The sequence below is a fragment of the Ruegeria sp. HKCCD7221 genome (assembly GCF_013031225.1).
Classification (GTDB): Bacteria; Pseudomonadota; Alphaproteobacteria; order Rhodobacterales; family Rhodobacteraceae; genus Ruegeria.
Genome location: NZ_WPZE01000001.1, coordinates 707587 through 727835, shown reverse-complemented (window position 1 = coordinate 727835; position 20249 = coordinate 707587). Strand labels below are relative to the sequence as shown.

General features: G+C 57.5%; 25 protein-coding genes. 18 read left to right on the top strand and 7 right to left on the bottom strand.

Annotated features, from left to right (window positions below; all coding sequences use genetic code 11):
• Positions 1-33 precede the first annotated feature (33 nt).
• Complete coding sequence (gene tpiA, locus GOX73_RS03585) at positions 34-783, top strand: triose-phosphate isomerase (protein ID WP_171134787.1); 750 nt, start codon at positions 34-36, stop codon at positions 781-783.
• A gap of 3 nt (positions 784-786) precedes the next feature.
• Here the strand turns inward: tpiA and GOX73_RS03580 are convergent, their stop codons facing one another.
• The 6 genes from GOX73_RS03580 to GOX73_RS03555 all read right to left on the bottom strand — a co-directional run bounded on the left by GOX73_RS03580 (position 787) and on the right by GOX73_RS03555 (position 7746).
• On the bottom strand, positions 787-1098 hold the full coding sequence (locus GOX73_RS03580; protein ID WP_171125237.1) for a multidrug efflux SMR transporter: 312 nt from the start codon (positions 1096-1098) through the stop codon (positions 787-789).
• A 154-nt stretch (positions 1099-1252) separates the two neighbouring features.
• Positions 1253-2629: a TRAP transporter large permease gene (locus GOX73_RS03575; protein ID WP_171125239.1), complete on the bottom strand. Its 1377-nt coding sequence runs from the start codon at positions 2627-2629 to the stop codon at positions 1253-1255.
• A complete protein-coding gene (locus tag GOX73_RS03570; RefSeq protein WP_171125241.1) occupies positions 2629-3306 on the bottom strand; it encodes a TRAP transporter small permease in 678 nt (225 codons plus the stop codon). Before GOX73_RS03570 ends, GOX73_RS03575 begins: the two co-directional genes overlap by 1 nt.
• 114 nt (positions 3307-3420) lie before the next feature.
• The gene (locus GOX73_RS03565) at positions 3421-4422 is read right to left on the bottom strand and encodes a DctP family TRAP transporter solute-binding subunit (protein WP_304621567.1); all 1002 of its coding nucleotides are present in this window, start codon (positions 4420-4422) and stop codon (positions 3421-3423) included.
• 358 nt (positions 4423-4780) lie between these two features.
• Positions 4781-6010, bottom strand: a complete 1230-nt coding sequence (locus GOX73_RS03560) for a sigma-54 dependent transcriptional regulator (RefSeq protein ID WP_171125243.1) — start codon at positions 6008-6010, stop codon at positions 4781-4783.
• A complete protein-coding gene (locus GOX73_RS03555; RefSeq protein WP_171125245.1) occupies positions 6007-7746 on the bottom strand; it encodes an ATP-binding protein in 1740 nt (579 codons plus the stop codon). Before GOX73_RS03555 ends, GOX73_RS03560 begins: the two co-directional genes overlap by 4 nt.
• A gap of 47 nt (positions 7747-7793) precedes the next feature.
• Between GOX73_RS03555 and GOX73_RS03550 the strand changes: the two genes are divergently transcribed.
• On the top strand, positions 7794-8975 hold the full coding sequence (locus GOX73_RS03550) for a cytochrome P450 (protein WP_171125247.1): 1182 nt from the start codon (positions 7794-7796) through the stop codon (positions 8973-8975).
• A gap of 4 nt (positions 8976-8979) precedes the next feature.
• Here GOX73_RS03550 and GOX73_RS03545 read toward each other — a convergent pair whose 3' ends face one another.
• The gene (locus GOX73_RS03545; RefSeq protein WP_170442447.1) at positions 8980-9459 is read right to left on the bottom strand and encodes an Lrp/AsnC family transcriptional regulator; all 480 of its coding nucleotides are present in this window, start codon (positions 9457-9459) and stop codon (positions 8980-8982) included.
• A gap of 143 nt (positions 9460-9602) precedes the next feature.
• On the opposite strand from GOX73_RS03545, the gene cobA reads away from it, so the two are divergent.
• The 16 genes from cobA to GOX73_RS03465 all read left to right on the top strand — a co-directional run bounded on the left by cobA (position 9603) and on the right by GOX73_RS03465 (position 20242).
• On the top strand, positions 9603-10379 hold the full coding sequence (gene cobA / locus GOX73_RS03540; protein ID WP_171125249.1) for a uroporphyrinogen-III C-methyltransferase: 777 nt from the start codon (positions 9603-9605) through the stop codon (positions 10377-10379).
• Positions 10379-10693, top strand: a complete 315-nt coding sequence (locus GOX73_RS03535) for a DUF2849 domain-containing protein (protein ID WP_171121305.1) — start codon at positions 10379-10381, stop codon at positions 10691-10693. The genes cobA and GOX73_RS03535 overlap by 1 nt, the downstream gene beginning before the upstream one ends.
• 65 nt (positions 10694-10758) lie before the next feature.
• Complete coding sequence (locus GOX73_RS03530; protein ID WP_171125251.1) at positions 10759-12423, top strand: nitrite/sulfite reductase; 1665 nt, start codon at positions 10759-10761, stop codon at positions 12421-12423.
• Positions 12413-13174, top strand: coding sequence for a phosphoadenylyl-sulfate reductase (locus GOX73_RS03525; protein WP_171121303.1), 762 nt, complete (start codon positions 12413-12415; stop codon positions 13172-13174). Before GOX73_RS03530 ends, GOX73_RS03525 begins: the two co-directional genes overlap by 11 nt.
• Positions 13171-13578, top strand: coding sequence for a DUF934 domain-containing protein (locus GOX73_RS03520; protein WP_171125253.1), 408 nt, complete (start codon positions 13171-13173; stop codon positions 13576-13578). The genes GOX73_RS03525 and GOX73_RS03520 overlap by 4 nt, the downstream gene beginning before the upstream one ends.
• A 111-nt stretch (positions 13579-13689) precedes the next feature.
• The gene (locus GOX73_RS03515; protein ID WP_171125256.1) at positions 13690-14523 is read left to right on the top strand and encodes a ferredoxin--NADP reductase; all 834 of its coding nucleotides are present in this window, start codon (positions 13690-13692) and stop codon (positions 14521-14523) included.
• Positions 14524-14682: 159 nt separating this feature from the next.
• Positions 14683-15231 carry a translation initiation factor IF-3 gene (infC, locus tag GOX73_RS03510; protein WP_171121702.1) on the top strand — a complete coding sequence of 183 codons (549 nt, stop codon included), beginning with the start codon at positions 14683-14685 and terminating at the stop codon, positions 15229-15231.
• Positions 15232-15378: 147 nt separating this feature from the next.
• Complete coding sequence (locus GOX73_RS03505; RefSeq protein WP_171125258.1) at positions 15379-15756, top strand: Arm DNA-binding domain-containing protein; 378 nt, start codon at positions 15379-15381, stop codon at positions 15754-15756.
• A 111-nt stretch (positions 15757-15867) separates the two neighbouring features.
• Complete coding sequence (locus GOX73_RS03500; protein ID WP_171125260.1) at positions 15868-16734, top strand: tyrosine-type recombinase/integrase; 867 nt, start codon at positions 15868-15870, stop codon at positions 16732-16734.
• On the top strand, positions 16734-17297 hold the full coding sequence (locus GOX73_RS03495; protein WP_171134786.1) for a hypothetical protein: 564 nt from the start codon (positions 16734-16736) through the stop codon (positions 17295-17297). Before GOX73_RS03500 ends, GOX73_RS03495 begins: the two co-directional genes overlap by 1 nt.
• Positions 17298-17388: 91 nt before the next feature.
• Positions 17389-17721, top strand: coding sequence for a hypothetical protein (locus tag GOX73_RS03490; RefSeq protein WP_171125264.1), 333 nt, complete (start codon positions 17389-17391; stop codon positions 17719-17721).
• Positions 17722-17848: 127 nt separating this feature from the next.
• Positions 17849-18136, top strand: a complete 288-nt coding sequence (locus GOX73_RS03485; RefSeq protein ID WP_171125266.1) for a hypothetical protein — start codon at positions 17849-17851, stop codon at positions 18134-18136.
• On the top strand, positions 18136-18429 hold the full coding sequence (locus GOX73_RS03480) for a hypothetical protein (RefSeq protein ID WP_171125268.1): 294 nt from the start codon (positions 18136-18138) through the stop codon (positions 18427-18429). Before GOX73_RS03485 ends, GOX73_RS03480 begins: the two co-directional genes overlap by 1 nt.
• Positions 18429-18656: a hypothetical protein gene (locus GOX73_RS03475; protein WP_171125270.1), complete on the top strand. Its 228-nt coding sequence runs from the start codon at positions 18429-18431 to the stop codon at positions 18654-18656. Before GOX73_RS03480 ends, GOX73_RS03475 begins: the two co-directional genes overlap by 1 nt.
• Positions 18649-19245 (top strand): hypothetical protein, encoded by a 597-nt coding sequence (locus GOX73_RS03470; RefSeq protein WP_171134785.1) that lies wholly within the window; start codon positions 18649-18651, stop codon positions 19243-19245. Before GOX73_RS03475 ends, GOX73_RS03470 begins: the two co-directional genes overlap by 8 nt.
• Positions 19246-19378: 133 nt before the next feature.
• Positions 19379-20242, top strand: a complete 864-nt coding sequence (locus tag GOX73_RS03465) for a bifunctional DNA primase/polymerase (RefSeq protein ID WP_171125274.1) — start codon at positions 19379-19381, stop codon at positions 20240-20242.
• Positions 20243-20249 lie beyond the last annotated feature (7 nt).

The following is a 20249-nucleotide window of genomic DNA, read 5'->3' as shown; positions in this document are numbered from 1 at the left end:
GGTCAAACAACAGATCATGTGGGAGTACGTAAGATGCGGCGCAAGCTGGCGGCAGGTAATTGGAAAATGAACGGAACGTCATCTGCTTTGGGGGAGTTGACGTCGCTCGCAAATACGTACCCCGCCCCGTCGGTTGAAGTTCTGATTTGTCCGCCTGCCACATTGCTCCATAGGGCTGCCGAAACGGTGCATTCCACCCATATCGAAGTTGGAGGGCAGGATTGCCACGCCAACGGGTCTGGCGCGCATACAGGTGATATCAGCGCCGAGATGTTGGTGGATGCGGGGGCCACGGCCGTTATCCTGGGTCATTCCGAACGGCGCGAAGATCATGATGAGCAAAACGAAGACGTCCGCGCCAAGGCTCGCGCTGCCATGGACGCAGGTCTAAAGGCAATTATCTGCGTTGGCGAAAGCCTTGAACAGCGCGAGGCGGCCAATACGCTGGATATCATCGGTGGACAGATGTCGGGGTCGATTCCTGATCTATCCACCGGCGAGAACCTGATCGTCGCATATGAACCCATCTGGGCCATTGGCACCGGCAAGGTGCCGACCTTGGACGAAATTGGTGAGGTTCACGACTTTATCCGCGCCCGTCTGGAACGGCGATTTGGCGAGGGCGTGGGCCGCTCGGTCCGGCTGCTGTATGGTGGGTCGGTCAAGCCGGGTAATGCCGCTGAAATTTTTGCCGTGTCCAATGTGGACGGGGCTTTGGTCGGCGGATCCAGCCTCAAGGCACAAGATTTCGCCGGTATCATCGACGCGCTCCAAAACGCCTGAGCGTCAGGCCAGCTTCATCATCACCAGACCAGCCACGATCAAGGCCGTTGCAACAAGGCGCGGGGCTGTAAGAGCCTCGCCCAGAAACATGACCCCGACCATAAAAGCGCCAACCGCACCGATCCCGGTCCAGATTGTGTAGGCCGTTCCCAGTGGCAGGTCGCGCATCGCCAGCGCCAACAGGCCAAACGATCCGATCATTGAAACACCCATCAGGGCCGTAGGCCAAAGCCGCGTAAATCCTGCCGATTGCTTCATCGCAACCGCCCAGACGATTTCCAGCAGACCGGCAAATAACAGAAAAACCCAAGGCATTGAGGCACCTCATGTCCGTTCGAGTCGTCCCGAATGATTGACCATAATGGTGAGGTCGTCCTCTGCCCTCAAGATGGGGATGGCGGAAGTGTCATCAAGAGGGGTAGAAAAGAAAAAGCCGGACCGATGAGGCCCGGCTTTTGTGCCGCTTCGGCTAGTTCGTTATGATCTCTGGCCCCATGAAGGTGTTGGGCAAGAAGGTCGATATCCATGGGATATATGTGACCATGATTAGGAAGACGAACAGAACCGCCAGGAAGGGCAGCGCCGCCTTCACGACGCTCATCATAGGCATTCCGGCAACGCCCGAGGTCACGAACAGGTTCAGCCCGACCGGAGGTGTGATCATCCCGATCTCCATGTTGACCACCATGATGATGCCCAGATGGATCGGGTCGATGCCCAGCTCGATGGCAATCGGAAACACCAAGGGTGCAACGATGACCAGCAAGCCCGAGGGCTCCATGAACTGACCGCCGATCAGCAGGATCACGTTTACCACGATCAGGAAGGTCACCGGACCCAGACCAGCCGAAAGCATCGCGCTGGCGATATGTTGCGGTACTTGCTCGTCCGTCAGCACATGTTTCAGGATCAGCGCGTTGGCGATCACGAACAGCAGCGTGACGGTCAACTTCCCAGCCTCAAACAGCGTGTGCTTGGTGTCGGGGTGGATGAACGCCGTGATCAATGCATAGGGCTTTTTGATCAGCGGCAGGTTGGGTTGCCCTTCTTCCGTGCTGAGCGGGCCCATGTCCTTGTAGACAAAGCTGGCGATCAGGAACGCATAGACGGCGGCCACGGCTGCGGCCTCGGTCGGGGTGAAGATACCGCCGTAGATACCACCCAGAATGATCACGATCAGGAACAGGCCCCACCCGGCCTCACGGGCCGAGGCGAAGATCTCGCCCCACCCTTTCCAGTCACCTTTGGGAAGGTTCTTGACCTTGGCAATCACGTAGATGGTAATCATCAGCATCAGACCGGCCATCAGGCCCGGAATAACCCCGGCCAGGAACATGCGCCCGACCGAAACCTCGACCGCAGCTGCATAGACCACCATCACGATGGAGGGCGGGATCAGGATGCCCAGCGTACCGGCGTTACAGATCACACCGGCGGCGAATTCTTTAGAATAGCCCACCTGACGCATACCTGCGATCACGATCGAACCGATGGCTACCACAGTCGCCGGGGACGACCCCGACAAAGCGGCAAACAACATACAGGCAAACACACCCGCAATCGCCAACCCGCCCGGCAGATGCCCCACACAGGCAATCGAGAACCGGATGATCCGACGCGCCACCCCGCCCGTCGTCATGAAGGACGACGCGAGGATAAAGAACGGGATCGCCAGCAGGGTAAAATGCCCCTCGAATGCCTCAAACAGCGTGCCCGCGACCGAGGCCAGAGAGCTATCGGAATAGATCAGCAGGAACAGTGTCGAGCTGAGGCCAAGCGCCACCGCAATCGGAACACCGATCAGCAGCAGGCCGATGACCATTGAGAATAGAAGAACGACGTCCATTAGTTATGCTCTCCTTGCTGAGCGCGGACTTCTTCAATCTCGTCCTCGACTTCGTGGCTGGCGACAAGGCGGTCGGTTTCGCCGCGCCAGATTTGTACAGCGACTTGCGAAAACCGGATTACCAGCAGTAGCATGGAAACCGGCAAAACCAGATACGGGATGACTTTCGGGATCTTCTCGTAGCCCTCGCCATAGTTGATTAAATCTTCCAGAAAGCGCAGCGGTGCGACCATTGGAATGTCGTCAACTTCATAGAAGCTCTGGCTGCGCGCGCCGGTGTCGAACCCGGTCGGGAACCAACGCCCCGAGGTGGGCGGCAGGTCTGCAAATACCGCCCAATAGTCGTATGACCCCTTCAGCAGCAACAGCGAGAAAACCAGGCAACACGCCACCGAAATCAGCGCCAGAATGCGGCGCGGCCCAGGGGCCAGCATGTTCAGGATCGCGTCCACGCCCAGATGTGCGTGCTTTTTGACCGCATAGGATGCGCCCAGCAGAACCAGCCAGCCAAACATGAACACTGTCAGCTCAAGCGCCCAAAGAATGTTGGAATTAAAGGCAAACCGCGCGATCACGTTGGCAAAGGTCACAGCCGTCATCAGGCCAAGCAATACCGCGATCAGGGTTTCCTCGATATGGTCGATCAGCCCGCCTTGGCCGGGATTCGCACCAGACATCTTTCTGTCCCCACATTTTTTTGTGATGAGAAATATTGGGGCGGGCACATTATGGCCCGCCCGGGCGACGCGTCGATAACTCCCCAGTCCCCCGACGCGTTGCCTGAACCGGGATTAGAACCCGGCGTTGATCGCCTGAGCGGCGTCGATCTTGTCCTGACCCACGTCATCAGCGAATTTGTCCCAGACGGGCTTCATCGCATCGACCCAGGCCTGACGCTGTTCAGGGTTCAGGTCACGGATGATACCACCCGCGTCGGTGATCGAGGCTTTGGCCGCTTCGTTCACAGCAAAGGCTTCCTTGTTCCGGGTCTCTGTCACTTCGTCCAGAATGGTCAGGAACTGTTCACGCACTTCCGGCTCGAGGCTGTCCAGCCAGTCGACCGAGGTCACGACCAGATAGTCAATGATGCCGTGGTTGGTTTCGGTGATGCCGTCCTGCACCTCGAAGAACTTTTTGCCGTAGATGTTAGACCAGGTGTTTTCCTGCCCGTCCACAACGCCCTGTTGTAGCGCGCCGTAGACTTCCGAGAACGCCATTTTCTGCGGGCTGCCACCGATGGCTTCCATCTGCGCCACCAGAACGTCCGAGGACTGAACGCGGAACTTCAGACCATCCGCATCCGACGGGTCAACCAGAGGTTTGTTGGCCGACATCTGCTTCATGCCATTGTGCCAGAACGCCAACCCTTGCAGGCCGCGACGCTGCATGCTGTCTTTCATGGCCTGACCGTCTGCCGATGCCTGGAATGCATCGACCGCGTCGATGTTCTTAAACATGAACGGCAGGTCAAACAGGCGGAACTGCTTGGTGAATTTCTCAAATTTCGACAGCGACGGAGCGGCCAGTTGCACGTCACCCTGCAGCATCGCTTCCAGCACTTTGTCATCATTATAGAGGGTCGAGTTTGGGAACACCTCCATGCACATCACGCCGTTCATCTCATCATTGACGCGCTGTTCCAGCAGCGAGGCCGCAATACCCTTGGGGTGTTTATCCGTGTTTGTCACATGGGCGAATTTCACTACGATTTCGCCGTCATCGCAGGCCGCCATACCAGCAGTTGCAGTTACGGTCAGCGCAACAGCGGTTGCAGCCGTTGTCAGGAATTTCATCAGTCTCTTCCTCCCAGACTTCATAGATGCATTCAAAGGACGCATAGGCTGCGTCGCATGCCGGGGAGTGAACCGAATCGTCCCTTACGCCTCAACTTTTTGTTCGATTCCAGATTCCAAAACTTATTTTTGTTTATTTTCAGATACCTATTGGACATTCCCAACCAACTCTGCGTCAAGGGAATTAGGCCAGTGCGAAATTCCGCACAGGTTTGAACCACTTTGTGCGAAATTCCGCACGATTGACGATTCGTTTACCGAGAATCACCCGGAATCGACCGCAGTTCGCCTGGACGAACTGCCACCTCCAACGCCTTTAACTGCATGACAATGCAGAAAAAGGGGGCGCGAGGGCATGTTACCTGCGATAGTCTTCTGGGCGAATCTGATATCGGGCAAGCTTGTCATAGAAAGTCTTCCTAGGAAGTTTCAGTGCCTTTGCTGCGTCTGCCGCCTTGCCGTTGTGGCGACCCAATGCCGCGATCAGCAATGACCTTTCCACTTGCGCCATCTGCTCATTCAACCCCAAATCCGCTGCCCGGGATACCTCTTCGGGCATACCTAGGACAAAGCGCATCGCAGCCGACATCAAAGACCGAGAGTTACCCGGCCAATCACTGGCCATAAGCGATGCCAAATGCTCTGAGGTCACTTCTGGGGCCGCAATCCCCGTCTGCTCGGCCGCCTGCCCCACATAGTGCCTGAAAATTACCGGTATATCCTCACGACGTTCAGCCAGAGAGGGAATGCGCACCCGCATTACGTCCAATCGATAGAAAAGATCGGCGTTAAACTGTCCCTTGGCTGACAAACTGGCCAAGTCGGTCGTCGTTCCTGCCAGAATCCTTGCCTCGACGCCCTGCTCCAGCATCTCAAGGGCTGCATATTGCGTTGCCTCGGGCATCGTCCCGATCTCATCCAGAAACAAGGAGCCGCCCGCAGCATCTTCACATGCCCGCACCAAATCCTCACGCGAAAGCCCTGAAACCTGTCGTTTGACAAAAGCACCCTGTGCCTGCGGTGACATCATATGAATGACCTCGGCGACCTTGGCGATACCACTGCCCGCCGGCCCCGTTACAAGGACCTCGGCTTTGGTCGGGGCAGCGGTTCGGGTGCGGTTTCGTAGTTCTTCCGCTTGGGGAGAATGCCCAAACAGCAATCGGGCCGCCGGATCGCCGCGCTCAAGCTCTCGCTTAAGCGCCCGCTGTTCCAGGACCTGCGATCGCGCGTCCGCCGCCCGCCCAATAACTTCAAGCAACTCGGCGGCGGCACAGGGCTTTTCCAGAAAATCAAAAGCCCCCTTCCCCATCGCCTGAACAGCCATCGGGATGTCGCCTTCTCCGGTCAACAGAATGACCGGCAACTCGGGATCGACCTCGTGCGCGTAGGTGAGCAGATGAAATCCATCCCGACCGGGCATACGGATATCCGAAACAATTACCCCCTGAAAATCGGTCCGAATGTGATCCTTGGCCGCAACGAATGACCCGGCTGTCACAGGCGCATAATCAGCCAGTTCAAGCGTTTGCGCCAGTGCCTCGCGAACGGCGGCATCGTCATCGACCAGTAATACCTTTCGGGTCATATCGCTTCTTTTTCCCTGAAATGTTCAAGTTCAACAGTGAACTCTGCGCCCCTTTCAGTGTTGGAGCCACGAATGTTTCCGCCAAAACTCTGGATCAGACCATAAGAAATCGAAAGCCCCAGCCCCATGCCTTCCGAGGACCCAACCGTCTTTGTCGTGTAAAACGGCTCGAACAGTTTTTCCGAGTTTTCTATGCCCGGACCAATATCCCGAACAGTAACAGACAATTTGGACCCCGATCCGATGTGAATACGAATTCGGACCAGCCTTTCATCCTGATGGCTCATGGCATCAGCGGCGTTATTGATGAGGTTTACAAAGACCTGAACCAGCCGCACCTCACCGCCCCACGCATAAACTGGTTCCGCAGGTGAGGCCCAATCCATTTGCACCTGTTCCGACCTTAGCCGGGCTTGGGTCAACTCCACCGCAGTATCAATGACCTGTACCAAATTGACCTTGCCCATCGGTTCGCTTTCATTTCGGGAAAAGGCACGCAAGTTCTTGATGATCCGCGCCATGCGCGCCGCCATCTCGGAGATACGAGTCAGGTTTTCCGCTGCCCTTTCTTCGCGCCCTCGTGTCAGGAACGCGGTACCGTTGTCCGCAAATTGTTGGATGGCCATTAACGGCTGGTTCAACTCGTGACTGATACCGGCTGACATCTGACCCAGCGCATTCAACTTACCCGCTTGAATAAGGTCCTCTTGGGCGTGCTTCAAGGCTGTCTCAGCCTCCTGCCTCTCGCGCACTTCACGGCGAAGTGCCGTATTCGCAGCCGTGAGAGCGTGGGTTCTCTGCGCGACCCGACTTTCCAAAACTGCATTGGCTTGCGCAAGGGTACGCCTGCGCTCGGTTGCGAGAAACAGCAACGCGCCAAACGCAAGACAGATCGCTGCAACAGTCGCCGCCTGAAGGCTGGCAAGACGTTGGGCTGGCGCAATGTCCATGACAACTTCGCCCGTCATGCCGATCACCGGCAAATCACGGCTCAGATGCAACGCCCGCGCGGGAAGGTATGGCCCCCATCCCAAGTCCCAAACCTCAAAAGGACCAACCTGATCTGCGGCAAACGATAAGGTCTGACCGTCCGGCGGCGTAAGGCCGGGTTGACCTTTCTCGCGCTTCCAGAACAACAGTTCAGTCCTGTTGCTGATGAAGACAACCCCGTTGCGATCTACGAAAAACACAGCTTCGGTGCTGCCGCGCCATTCCTGTTCGATGTCCTCAACATCGGCAATCACCACCAGCGCGCCGGATACCTGACCGCTTGGGGAAAAATCCGGGGCCGCATAGGAAAAGAACCGGTCGCCCTGACTTGTCAAAACACCGTGCTCGCTTCCGAGGGCGCCTTGCATCGCACGTTCGAAGGCCGGCTGCCCGGAAACGCTGCCACCAACCACGTCATGGGCAGCGGCCAGTACACGGCCCGTTGGATCGGCATAGATCACGTCGACAGCGGCTGTTTTGTCGGCGACCTCCAACAACAGCGCGCGCGCCTGCGCCGGGTCATCCGACACCTGAAGGTTTCTCAGGTCCGGGTGACCGGCCATAAGAACAGCCAATTCCTGATATACTTGCAGTTGGGTGCTTAAGCGGTCGGCTGCCAGTTCCAAATCCGCCTGGGCTTTTTCGCTGAGTTGTGACAACGCCTGCCGGAAACCATAGGACCACACCCCGGCCGCCAACAGCGCGACAGCAAACAAGAATCCCAGTACGACCCAAACCCTTTGCATGTCATAGGGTCTTGCATTCACCGGGCCGCATGGCAAGTGTGCCCGTCATGAAGACCCTATCACAATCGCCGGTCGACCCGGATTTCGTCCAAAACCCCTATCCTTTTTATGACCGGGCCCGAGAGCATGGCGACCTGTTCTATTGGTCTGAGTACAAAATGCCCGCAGCCGTTTCGCACAAGGCCGTGCAGACACTGCTGAAAGACCGCCGTTTTGGCCGCGAAGTCCCGGTTGAAATGCAAAGCCCCGGCCCCAGCCACCTTGCGCCGTGGCTCGCCGTCGAAGCGCACTCTTTGCTAGAGGCAGAGCCGCCGCGTCACACACGCCTGCGCGCCCTTGTGATGCGCGCCTTTACGTCCCGCGCCATTACGGGCCTTGAAGATTCCATCTACGATCTGAGCCATTCCCTGATTGAACAGTTTCCAGCAACTCCGTTTGACATACTGGGCGGTTTCTGCACTCAGATACCTGTCGTTACAATTTGCAGGCTTCTGGGCGTTCCCGAGGAAAAGTCGCCCGACCTTCTTAGGTGGTCGCATGATATGGTCGCCATGTATCAGGCCAGCAAAACCCGTGAGACCGAAGACAACGCGGCGACCGCGTCCCGGGACTTCACTGCGTTTCTGTCGTCATACATCGAAATGCGCCGCGATGATCCTCGCGACGACCTGATCACCCGCCTGATCGAGGCCGAGGAGCATGGTGAGAAACTCAGCAAAGAAGAGTTGGTGGCCACCTGCATCCTGCTGCTGAACGCTGGGCACGAAGCAACGGTTCATTCCCTGGGAAATGGGATCAAAACGGTATTAGAACTTGGAATTCACAAGGACGCGTTTTCACCAGATGCGATCGACAAGACGGTTGAAGAATTTCTGCGCTTTGACCCTCCACTGCATATGTTCACACGCTATGCCTATGAAGACATTAAGATATTCGATCACAGCTTCAAGCGAGGGGATCAGGTAGCACTGTTGCTAGGCGCGGCAAACCGTGATCCGGTTGTATGGGCAAACCCCAATACCTTCGATCCGACCCGCACGATAGTAACGAACAGCAGCTTTGGAGGGGGCTTGCATTTCTGCGTTGGCGCGCCGCTTGCACGGCTCGAAATGCGTATCGCGCTGTCAGTTCTGTTCGAACGGTGCCCGAATTTGCGCCTTAGCAAAGGCCCCGACTATTCAAACAGTTATCACTTTCACGGGTTGAGCCAACTTATAGTCGAGGTTTAAGGCTTCAGCTTTCGATCAAGGCATTCAGGGGCAGCATTGTCGTGGATTTGATTTCCTCCATTGACAGCAACGCCGTGACATTATGAACGCGCACCTCAGAGATCAGTGTCTGATAGAATTCGTCATAGGCACGCGCGTTTTTGACCCGGACTTTCAGGATATAGTCAATGTCACCAGCCAGCCTGTGAGCCTCCTGAACTTCGGGACGATCACGAAGGGCTTTCAAGAACTTTCTCTGCCAGTCTGCCTCATGCTCGGACGTGCGAATTAGAACAAAGAAAGTCGCTTCGAATCCAAGCGCCTCGGCGTCCAACAAAACGGTTTGTTGACCAATAACGCCTGCGCCCTTGAGCTTGCGAATACGATTCCAGACCGGGGTCTTCGAACTGCCGACCCGAGCCGCAATTTCGTCCAGTGATTGACTGGCATCGCGCTGAAGCTCTACCAGAATTTTCCGATCCGTATCGTCAATCCGCACCGACATTCCAATTTTTCCTTCGTTTTAAAACTTTCGTTCCAAATGGGCCCCCCACCGGAACGATTGTTCTTATTTACCTGCCCATATGGCGCATTACCGGGAATATTTCCTATATTGCAAGCCAAGTCAAACCAACCGTGGAACGGGACATGCGGCATTCGCAAACAAATGATGGCATTGGGAACGTCGACTTTGTCGGCGCAGGTCCGGGCGATCCCGAGTTGCTGACCCTCAAGGCGCTAAAAGCCTTTGAGCGTGCAGATGTCGTCCTGCATGACCGACTGATCAGCGCCGAGGTACTGGCGCTGGCTGGCCGAAACGCTGTTTTGGTCGACGTAGGCAAGGCGGGGTTTGGTCCGTCTTGGAAACAAGAAGACATCGACGCCCTTCTCGTCAGTCACGCGGTCAACGGTCAGCACGTAGTTCGCCTTAAGTCCGGCGATCCCACGGTGTTTGGACGTCTTGATGAAGAAATCCAAGCGGTTCAGGCCGCAGGAATCTCGTGGACCATCGTTCCGGGCGTTACTGCGGCCTCTGCCGCTGTTGCCGGGATCGGTCAAAGCCTGACCCAACGGGGGCGCAATTCCTCGGTCCGGTTCCTGACGGGCCACGACATGAAAGGTTTCGCGGACCACGATTGGACCGCGCTTGCCCAATCCGGATCCGTCGCTGCGATCTATATGGGCAAAAAGTCCGCTCGGTTCATTCAAGGTCGTCTGATCATGCACGGCGCAGATCGCGCGACTCCGGTAACGCTGATCGAAAACGCATCCCGACCCGATCAGCACGTATTGGCGACCACACTTGATCAACTGCCTGACGATCTAATTGCCGCCGAAATGGATGGCCCAACCCTTATGTTTTATGGCCTCGAACCGCGCAACGCGGTTACTGCCCTGACCCAATACAAGAAGGAGCACGCCTGATGCCCCGCGCTTTTACTCCAAAAGTAATCACCGCAAATCATTTGCTGGAAGGCGACGTGATCTATCTGACCGAGGACGACCGCTGGTCCCGTGACCTGTCCGAGGCCGAGCTAATTACCGACGAAGCACATGCGCAAGTCCGCCTGCTGGATGCTGAACGTCAGGCAAATGTCATCGTCGGCGCGTATCTTGCGGACGCTGTGGCCGGTGAAAACGGCCCCGAACCGACCCATTTTCGGGAAGACTTCCGTCGGACTGGCCCGTCCAACTATGCCCATGGCAAACAGGAAACTTCCCCGCAGCCCCGGACCTGAGATCAGGCCCTCTCTCTCCCCATTAAGCCCCCAGGTATCGGGGCTGCAACCAAGGACAGCTAATCATGTATCGCTACTCCGAGTTCGACACAGCATTTTTGGCAGAACGCAACAAACAGTTCCGCGCACAGGTCGAGCGCCGCATTGACGGCTCATTGACCGAGGACGAGTTTAAACCCCTGCGCCTGATGAACGGCCTGTATCTGCAATTGCACGCCTATATGCTGCGGGTCGCTATCCCTTACGGCACACTCTCCAGCGCGCAGATGCGCCAACTGGCCCTGCTGGCCGAAAAGTGGGACAAAGGTTACGGCCACTTCACCACGCGGCAGAACATCCAGTACAACTGGCCCAAGCTAAAAGACGTGCCGGATATGCTGGACGCGCTGGCCGAAGTGGGAATGCACGCCATTCAGACCTCGGGCAACACCATCCGCAACGTAACTGCCGACCATTTCGCCGGTGCCGCCGCGGATGAGGTCGCCGACCCGCGCCCCTATGCCGAACTGTTGCGCCAGTGGTCCACCGACCACCCGGAATTCCAGTTCATGCCGCGCAAGTTCAAGATCGCCATCACCGGCAGCGAAAACGACCGCGCCGTGATCAAGGCACATGACATCGGTTTGCAACTGGTCGAGCGTGACGGCGTTCTGGGTGCCCGCGTCATCGTAGGCGGCGGTCTAGGCCGCACGCCGATGATCGGCAAAGAACTGTCGGACTTCGTCGCCTTTGATGACCTGCTGGCGTACCTTGAGGCCACAGTGTCCGTGTGGAACCAGATCGGTCGCCGCGACAACAAGTACAAGGCACGCATCAAGATCACTGTGCACGAAAACGGCATCGACACGATCCGCGCCAAGGTCAACGAGCGTTTCCTGCAGGTTCGCCCGCAGTTCAAGGGCGCCGACATGGCCTTGCTGGATGAGATCAAAACCCACTTTGCCGCGCCCGATTTCCGCGAAGCTTCGGTTGCCTCGTTCGAGAGTGCCTACAGCAACGATCCGGTGTTCCGGTCGTGGGTCGACACCAACATCGCGCCGCATAAGAACGCGGACCACGCGATTGTCACGATCTCGATCAAAAAGCACGGCGCAACGCCGGGCGATGCGACCGCCGAACAGATGCGTGTGATGGCCGACCTAGCCGAAGAATTCGCCTATGACGAACTGCGCATCAGCCATGAGCAGAACGTGATCCTGCCGCATGTCCACAAGTCGGACCTGCCCGCGATCCACGCGAAGCTGAAGGAATACGAACTGGCCACCGCCAATATTGGCCTGATCAGCGACATTATCGCTTGCCCCGGCATGGACTATTGCGCGCTGGCCACAGCACGCTCGATCCCGGTTGCGCAGGAAATCGCAACCCGCTTCGATGACCTGAAGCTGGAGCATGATATCGGCCACCTGAAGATCAAGATCTCGGGCTGCATCAACGCGTGCGGGCATCACCACGTGGGTCACATCGGTATCCTGGGCCTGGATCGTGCAGGCGTCGAGAACTACCAGATCACTCTGGGCGGTGACGGCACCGAGACAGCAGCCATTGGCGATCGCACCGGTCCCGGCTTTGCCTATGATGAGATCGTCCCGGCAGTCGAGCGGATCGTGAACACCTATCTGGAACAGCGCGACAGCGCCGAAGAGGAGTTCCTGCAAACCTACCGCCGTGTTGGCATGGCTCCGTTCAAGGCTGCTCTGTACCCCGAGGCTCAGGCGAATGCCGCTTGATCTGATCCAGACGGAACTGGGCAAGGACCGCAGCGAGCTGACCGAAAAGGTCGATGCGCTGAACGCCCGGTTCCGGCACCACAGTGCGCATGACGTGATGCACGGTGCCATCGACCAGATTGAAGACCTTGCCCTGGTGTCTAGTTTCGGGGCCGAGTCGGTGGTGTTGCTGCACATGGCGGCGGTCGTCGACAAGATGACCCCGGTGCTGTTCGTGGACACGCAGATGCTGTTCACCGAAACGCTGGAATACCAGCAGGGGGTGAGCGAACGTCTGGGCCTGAAAAACGTGCAGATCATCCGCGCCGAGGACGAAGATGTGCAACGTGACGACCCCTATGGAGCCTTGCGCTTGCGGGATACGGACGCGTGCTGCAACTTGCGCAAGACCTTTCCGCTGCAAAAGGCCCTTATGGGCTATAGCGGTTGGATAACCGGGCGCAAACGGTTTCAGTCCGGCACCCGCGCTGCGCTTGACTTCTTTGAGGTCGAGGACGGAACGGGCCGGATCAAGGTCAACCCGCTGGCGCATTGGGCACCCGAGGATGTGCGCGCCTATATGGACGAAAACAACCTACCCCGGCATCCGCTGGTGGCCAAAGGATACCCTTCGATCGGCTGTGCGCCCTGCACCTCGCCGGTCAAGGAGGGCGAAGACCCGCGCGCCGGACGCTGGCGCGACCAGAACAAGGAAGAATGCGGCATCCATTTTGTCGATGGCAAGATGATGCGCGCCGGAGAGACATCATGAACGTAATCGTTACCGATGAGGGCTTTGCCCCCGACGACTGGACCGATGGGTTTGTCACACTGGAAGACACCGCCAACGACGTTGTTGCGCTGGACGTTGCCTCGGACACTGACCCCGATGAACTTTTTGAACGCCTGGGTAACGCCAAGATGGTGCGCGTGGATTTTCCGTCCTCGGCAGACGGACGTGGCTTTACGATCGCGCGCATTCTGCGCTTGAAAGGCTATTCAGGCCGCTTGCGCGCAAAGGGGCATGTCCTGGCCGATCAATACGCCATGGCCCGCCGCAGCGGATTCGACGAAGTAGAAATAGATCACAACCTTGCAAATCGGCAACCCGAGGATCAGTGGCTAGCGCGTGCGAACTGGGATGAGAACAACTACCAAGCCCGCCTGCGCGGTTAACCGCAACTAATCGACAGCTTGTCGACAGGACGTAGCGGCAACTGCCCCCTTTTCCTGACTTGGATCAAAGATTAAACGGAGATGTCGGTTTAGCAAACCGACAGTGAAACGATGACAGAGATGAAGCCCGTGACCGAAGCAACCACCGTGAAGGCCCCCGTTCTGCCGGACGCGCAGACCGTAACTGACGTCAAGCATTGGACCGACAGCCTGTTTTCCTTCAAGGTATCGCGCCCTGCCTCGCTACGCTTCCGCTCGGGTGAGTTCGTGATGATCGGCCTGTTGGGCGACAACGGCAAGCCTTTGCTGCGCGCCTATTCGATCGCTTCGCCATCGTGGGATGAAGAGCTAGAGTTCTACTCGATCAAGGTTCAGGATGGCCCGCTGACCTCGAAGCTGCAGCATATCAAGCCCGGCGATCAGATCATCCTGCGGCCCAAGCCCGTGGGCACGCTGGTCCACGACGCCCTGCTGCCGGGCAAGCGATTGTGGTTCTTTGCCACCGGCACCGGTTTCGCGCCTTTCGCTTCGCTGCTGCGCGAGCCGCAGACCTACGAAGATTACGACGAAGTCATCATCACCCACACCTGCCGCGAAGTGGCCGAGCTGGAATATGGCCGTCAACTGATCGAAGACATACGTCAGGATGAGATGCTTGCCGAACTGATGGGCGAAGGTTTTGCAGACAAGATCCGCTACTACCCGACCACGACTCGGGAAGAGAGCCCAAAGATGGGCCGCATAACCAATTTGCTGAACGACGGCACCGTTTTTGCGGACCTTGGCATCGAAGGCGGCATCAAACCCGAGACCGACCGCGCGATGGTGTGTGGCTCGCTAGCCTTTAACCTCGATATCAAGGAAATCCTTGAAGGGTTCGGCCTGCGCGAGGGCGCAAATTCCGAGCCCAAGGAATTTGTGATCGAAAAAGCCTTTGTCGGCTGATCAGACCGTGCCGGTCACCGCACAGACTGTGACCGGCGCATAAACCTGCCGTGAATCATGTGAATTTCAATCGTTTCAGCGCGGTTGGCGCTTGAATCAGGGCGCGTGGCAGTCTAAATTTCGGGCTCGAAATTCTGCAATCATCAAAGGAATGAACCCATAGCCCGCAGACCTCACAACGCGCCGCCGCAACGAGAAACCGGCCCGCGCGTCAATGAAAAGATCCGTGCCCCCGAAATTCGCCTGATTGGTGCTGATGGTGACAACGTCGGGGTGGTTCATCCCGCTAAAGCCATGCAACTTGCCGCCGATGCCGGCCTCGACCTGGTTGAGATTTCGCCCAACGCGAACCCCCCGGTCTGCAAGATCATGGATTTTGGCAAGTTCAAGTACGAACAGCAGAAACGCGAAAGCGAAGCCCGCAAGAAACAAAAAGTCATCGAAGTGAAAGAGGTCAAATTCCGGCCCAACACCGATACGCATGACTATGACGTCAAGATGAAGAACGTCTTCAAGTTTCTGGAAAAGGGCGACAAGGTCAAAGTCACCCTGCGCTTCCGTGGTCGTGAAATGGCACACCAAAATCTGGGGCGTGAGCTGTTGGAACGTGTGGCCGAGGACATCAAGGAACTGGGCAAGGTCGAGAACATGCCCAAGATGGAAGGCCGCCAGATGATCATGATGATCGGGCCGTTGCCGCAGAAATAAATCTGACTCTGTTTAATTTTGCAAAGCCCCCTTTTCAGGGGGCTTTTTTGGACACAAAACACACCTTACCAGACCCGACCTGAACGATAACAATCGCCATAAAATAAAGGCGTTTGCATCCCCTAAGTAATCCCCCTATGTATTTACATGGCACGGTCCGACCGGGTGCGGTTGGAAGCGGTATTCGGGACACAATCGGACGCGTGCGGGACACAACAACGGAAGGTGGATGCGATGGGCAAGGCCCAATCAACTAGCTATGTGGCGCGTCACCTGCCCAAAGAAAGGCGGGGAACGTGGCGCGATAAGGAATTCCGCGGTCTGGAATGCGTGGGGCGTTCTGACAAGGGCGCATGGTATTTGCGGCACACAATCGACGGAAACCGTTTTCGGGTTCGTCTGGGTGACTTTCCAGAAACCACGCCCGCCAAGGCGCGCGAACTGGCGCAGACAAAACTAGGTGCGGTAAATGCGCGGGTTGCAGCCACGGACAAAACAGCGGTTGCCCGCGAACTGCGCCAGTAACAGGCCCAACGACGGAACCGGGCCGAAGCGCCAACGCTGGGCGATGCGATAGACACCTATGCAGATATTCGGCTGGCGGGCACGCGGCTAAAGGATAAGACCGTCAAAGCTATGAAACGGCTATTCGCGAAGTATCTGCACATGCGCCCTGACGCCCTGCCCCCCGAAGCCGTGCGGTTGTGGATTGAAAAGGAACGTGTTCGCGCCCCCTCATCCATCAACACGACGTTGCGCCGCTCAAAGCCGCTGTTTCGCTGGATGTTCGAACAGGGGTGGACCACGCAAGACATTCTGGCCCCGCTAAAGGTGAAGGTCGAAAAAGAGCGCAATGTTTCCCCAACGAAAGAGCAAGTAGCGCAAATCCTGATTGCGCTGGAGGATGAAAAGAGCGCATCCGCCCGCGGGTTTGTTACCGCGCTGATATACACCGCGCAAAGGCGGGCAAACGTGGCGATGATGCAGGCGGGCGAAATCGACGTTGAAAACCGCGTTTGGACCATCCCCGCCGAGAAAGCAAAAACGGATGAGGATTATAAGACACCGTTAAGTGAAACCGCGCTGGAACATATCAAAGCCGCGGCTGAAGCGATTGGCGTTGACCTGAACGGCGACCCCGACACTTACGTTTTCCAAGGCAAGCGCGATGGTCCCTTCGGTGGCTTTGGTTCGATCAAACAGAGGTTAGACGATGCGCTGGGCGCGGACTTTCTGGATTGGACGTTTCACGACCTACGCCGCGCGTTTTCTGACGGGGCAATCAAGGCGGGTTCGGACGTGGCGATTGTTGACAGATGCTTAAACCATAGCGCCAGCGCCACGACGTCACGGCTTCAACGACGGTATCAGCGCGACCAGCAAGTCGAGCGCCAACGCGCCGTGTTTGAAGCGTGGGCGTCGTTGTTGGCCGATGCGCTGGCCGAAGCGCGCGGCGAAGAGCCTGCGAACAGAGTAATCAGTTTGAGCCATGGAAAGGGCTGATGATGAGTGACAATGTTTATGAAGTGCTGAACCTTGAAAACTGGAATGAGGATAAACCTAGCCTGATAAAAGCGCGGTCTATCGTGGGCGACGTGGATCTGAACGCGAACCGCGACGCGGATGGTGATTTGATTAAGTACCCCGCGACATGGGAAACCGGGGCGGAACACTTTATAACGCCATCACGCCGCGTGACCGTTGACTATCTGAAAGACTGCCGCGCGATGGTGGACACCGCCAACCAGAACGAAATTGAAGCCTCAGATTCGTTAAGCCTAAAGGCTGAGGCGTTGGGTTCTGACGTTGTGATGGACCTGAAAAAGGTTGCCCATGGGGTGCACATGGCCGCCCGCGACATGGGGATATCCGCTGACGCTGGCATGGTTAGCCTGTTCATGCATAGCGTAGCGGAAGGGCTTGAACGCGCCGTAACTGAAAACACGGGCCGTGGTGCTGACACGGTAAAAGCGGCAAAACAGACTTTCGACCGCGCTTTATTGGATAGCTTCGGAACGTCAAAAGACGCGCTTAAGTCAGCCCGCGCCCGCGCCAAAAAGCGGTAGGTAACGCAGGCGACACCACGCCGTTACCCACAAACAAAGCTAACCCACCCAACTTACCCCCATCAGTAACCGCAGATGGGGGTTTTTTTTAATGAACCTGACACTATCCCAACCGTTTCCAATGGCCGCGTCCATTCCTGACTTGGTGGCGCTATGGTCTGAGGAAGTAACACCAACGTCAGACACAACAGGGCGGCGCTATCCCGGCAAACGGAACACCGCCACCGGAAAAACCGTTGTAGACCCGATTGATTGGGCTGGGTGGATGTTGGCAAAGGCTGACGACGATTTCGCCCAACGCGTCCTGCACGGCATGTCCATTCACTCAAAAGGGCGTGTGAAGGACGCAATGAAATCGTGGCGCGAAAGGGGCATTCAACCGTCCCGCCGCGGCCACAACCTGACCGCCGATAACGCGGCTTAACCCGACATGAAAAACACCCTGCGCCGCTGGAACGGCACAGGGCGTGTAGGTCGGGCAGTCGATTAAAATCCGTAGTCCCGGCATATCACAGGTTTTCGTGTCTCAGAAATCCGAAGGGATTGAGACAATGACTAAACTTAAAAAGAGGTTCACCGTGAAGGATGAGGGCGGCGAAACGCGCCAGATTAGCGTCGGCGGCAATGACTGCCGGATGCTGGAACAGCTTCGCGCTGGCCCCGTTGAATGCCCGTCGCGGCGTCGCCATAGCGCGGTAGTTCACCGCCTGCGCAAACACCACGGCGTCAACATCAAGACTGAGCGTATCGACGACGGCGGCGGTGCATGGCACGGGCGCTATCACCTGATTTCGGAAATCGGTGTCGTGCGCGACATCACCGAGACAGGGGCGGCGTGATGCGTGTCTATGAGCAAAGCGACGGTTGTTTGACCGTCGCGATTACCGACGGCATTCACCGCATTATCCGCTGTCGCGACAACATTCAGTGGATTGTGCAACAGCGGACCAGCCCGAACGGAAAGCGGCCTTGGTCGTCGCTGGCGTTCTGCGCAACAAAGCGCGGTCTCGAAATCGCGACAAACGCGCTTGATTTGGGCAATCCAATTGCCTGTTGGGTCGGTTGGCTACCCGAACCCGAAACTGAGCCGTTTAACGACGTGACCCACCTTAGAAACGGGCGGGCGGCGTGATGAGCACGCACGAATTCCGTTCTGACAAACTAGACCGCCAGCGCATCGGGTCCGCCCTGCGCGCGCTGGCATGGGCCACAACCGACAAAGCCATGTCACCTGAAGCGTTACGCCGGGGGCTGGCCGAAATCGACACAATGGCCCGCGGCGCAACGCCCGCAATGGATGCGCTGATTGCGGCGCATCAAGACGAAATCTCAAATCAAAAGGATTTATTCCATGACTGAACAACCGAAACAAAACGGCCTGAACGCGCTGGGCAATGGGGCGGCTAGTCCGGCTGGCCCGTCGTTGGCCGATGCGATGAAATCCGCGGCGAAGGTGTTGGAAGCGGGCCTTGCAAAGTCGGGGCGCTACACCGCCGTTGTAACAGACACCAGCGTGGGTGAACGCACTGGCCCCGTGGGTTGGGGTGTTGTCCGCTTCGCGTTGGAAGGCGTGGACGACGTGGACGAAATCGCCGCGTTTGTTCCTGTCAGTCATGGCGCTGACGCGCTGGTTGACGATGGCAACGGAGGCGTGACCCTTAACCCTGCTGTGTTTGAGCCGAAACAAGCCCGCGTTGTTCTGGGTGGCCTCAACCGCCTGCACGCGCTGGTGACGGCCGCGGGGCTGGAAGCGGACGCAATCACGGATGGTGACGACCTGCCCATGTTGCTGGGCGCGCGGGTGGCTGTGATGGTGTCGAAAGGGAAGGACCGCGACGGGCTTCCGCAAAACGAAATCGCCAAAATCATCGGCCCCGCCCCTGTCGATGCAGACGCATCAGCGCCCGAACCTGCCGAAAGCTATGACCCGACGGACGCGCCGTTTTAATCGAACGGCACCTTGAAATGGCACTCAGGCGGGACACAACCGCCTGATGCTGAAATTTCCTGTTGTTTTTTAATTAGTAATCCCATCGCCAAGCCCCTCAGTGGAGGGCTGAGGTGGGGAAGGTCCGAACCTGATGAGATTTGCAGACGCGCCCGAACTTTTTGACAACGGATGGACAACCGTTGTCCCTGCCCACGGCAAAGCCTGCGGTAAGGGCTGGAACAGATGGCAGGCGGAAACACCGCCGCGCCACCTGATTGAAGCATGGGCCAACGTCCGCGCCGCCGAAAATGTCGCCCTGATAATGGACGGGACGATTGTTGCGGTGGACCTAGACCACGATGACGCCGAACGCGCTTTTGCAATCCGCGAAATTGCCGACGAACACCTTGGACAAACCGACCTGTGGCGCACCCGCAAACCGGGCCATAGGACTTTGCGCCTGTACCGCCCTGCCAATGAAAGCATAACCACCCAGCATTTCCACGGCGTTGATATATCCGTCTATTGCACGACTGGCCTGATTATCTTGGGCGGCAAGCATCCCAACGGCAACGAATACACATGGCCCGAAACCAGCCCGTTGGATTGCGGCCCCGATGATTTGCCGTTGGTGGACCAAACCCGCGTGTTGGGTTTCATCGAAGCCGTCACATCGGCGTTTCCACCCCCCGAAGGCGTTACCGGCTTCCGCGCGTCCACGCCGCACGGCGTCAACGCCGACGACGTTTTCGCGCATTTCATGGCTGGGCATGACCGCTTTATCAGCCTGCCCGCCGCCGCCAGCGACTTTATTCAGCGTTCCACCCAGCTACACCCCGCCATGGCCGCCGCCGTTTGGACGCTGGCGAACTACGGATATTCCGAAGCCGCAATATCGGGGTTCCTACGCGAAGCCGTGACAACGCACCCGCGCGCCATCGCGACCAGCCCAACGAACCGCGAACGGGAATTAGAACGGTCTGCCCGCGGTGCTGTGGCTCGGATGGGTGGTTAACTGCGTT